This window comes from Desulfovibrio sp. 1188_IL3213 (genome assembly GCF_036763145.1).
Lineage (GTDB): Bacteria > Desulfobacterota > Desulfovibrionia > Desulfovibrionales > Desulfovibrionaceae > Desulfovibrio.
Genome location: NZ_JBAIYR010000483.1, coordinates 1 through 1,594, shown reverse-complemented (window position 1 = coordinate 1,594; position 1,594 = coordinate 1). Strand labels below are relative to the sequence as shown.

General features: G+C 61.2%; 1 protein-coding gene and 1 pseudogene. Both read left to right on the top strand.

Going from position 1 to position 1,594, the window contains the following annotated elements; genetic code table 11:
- Positions 1 to 318: pseudogene (locus tag V6C16_RS12840) on the top strand (TIGR04326 family surface carbohydrate biosynthesis protein); the annotation flags it as partial.
- A 1-nt stretch (position 319) separates the two neighbouring features.
- The gene (locus V6C16_RS12835; RefSeq protein ID WP_333543397.1) at positions 320 to 745 is read left to right on the top strand and encodes a C-GCAxxG-C-C family protein; all 426 of its coding nucleotides are present in this window, start codon (positions 320 to 322) and stop codon (positions 743 to 745) included.
- Positions 746 to 1,594: the final 849 nt, after the last annotated feature.

The window sequence follows — 1,594 nt, the reverse complement described above, 5'->3', positions numbered from 1 at the left end:
TTGGGCCGCCGTTTTGACGAGGTGCGCGTGGCACGGGGAGCCATTGCCGAGGAACTTGTTCCCGGTGTGGTCGTATGGTCTTCAAACTCCACGACAGTGGCTCTGGAAGCGGCCCTCAAGGGGTTGCCGGTCATGAGCATGCTGCCCGTGGACGACTTTGACCTTTGCCCCCTGCAGGACGTGGCGGCCCTGCCGCGTACCGGCAATGTGGAGGACGTGGCCCTCGCCCTGGCAGGCGCGGCGCCTTTGCATCTGCCCCCGGACTATCTGGATTTGGACCCGGCGCTGCCGCGCTGGAAAAAGCTGCTCGGAGTGTGACATGAGCATGGGCACACAGGAACGCATTGTTGATCTGGTGCATGGTTGCTATTGGGAAAAAAACGCCAACTGCGCTTACACCACCCTGTACTGTCTGGAACGTCTGACGGGGCTGGCCGTGCATCCTCAACTGTATCACGCGGTGCGGGGATGTCACGGAGCCGGGGGAACGGGCGGTCAGTGCGGGCTGGTGGAGGGTGCGTTGCTTTTTCTTGGTCTTTACGGAGAGACTCTGGGCAAAAGCGACGAAGAGGTTGTGGCGCTTTGCGCGCGTTATGCAACTGTTTTTACCAGGCAATTCGGTAGTCTCGACTGCCGCGACCTGCGTCCCGGCGGCTTTCGGCTTGATGATCCGCCGCACATGTGTGAGCGGTTCACGGTCAGGGCTGTGACCTGCATTCATGATTTTGTCATTACGCTGAAGTAGTTGCCCTGTGGGCAGGGTTTGTGTTGCCCTGCGGGCGCGGAGGCTTTTTCTCTGCTCCTGTTTGGGCCGCCTTCGCGGCGTGCAAAGAGATGGAAGGGGTCGGCCTTCGAGAGGGAATGCTGCCGCCCTGCGGGCATGAAGGCTTTTTCTTTGATGTTGTTTGGGCCGCCTTCGCGGCGGGCGGCAGAGGGGGCCTGTTAGGGGCTGCGCCCCTCCGAGGCCCCCTCTGCACTCCCCCCGGAGCACCCGCCGGGCTTTCCCTCTTCCGTCGCCTTTCGAGGGCTGCGCGTCTTTTGCTGCGGGAGCTTCCTCGCTTCGCTCGGTGATCTCCCTCCGCGCCGCGCAACGCCATCCGCCATTCTCGCCCTGCATGAAAAATTCAGGGGCGTCTGGATACCGCAAGCAACCGGTTGCCCGCAGAGAAAATTTTCCGTAGGGCAAACCCTCGCCTCAATCTACATTTTCTCCAATCCATATTCAGTCAGAAAGCGTAGAGCGAATAGCTCAGTCCGAGGTCTGCACGTATAGTGTTTCTTGCCCTTCAGTCAGGCGCTGATCACGCCTGACGCACCGCCCACAGGCCAGTGTGCTTTTGCCCATGCTGTTTCTCATCGTTGAATCTGCCGCAACTGGCACGACCTCGTATGTTTGTGCAGTGTCCTTGTCAGGGGCAAACTGTTGCCGGGGCGGCGTCATAAAGAACCGAAGCCGACACGTCGGCGAGGTTCGTGCGCAGCCGCCCCCGTAAAACGCTATTTGTCGGTCTGGGTAGGGCAAGGGGGTGCTTCGGGGGGGATGCAAGGGGGGCCGAGAAGGGGGCGAAGCCCCATAACCGGCCCCCTCTGCCGA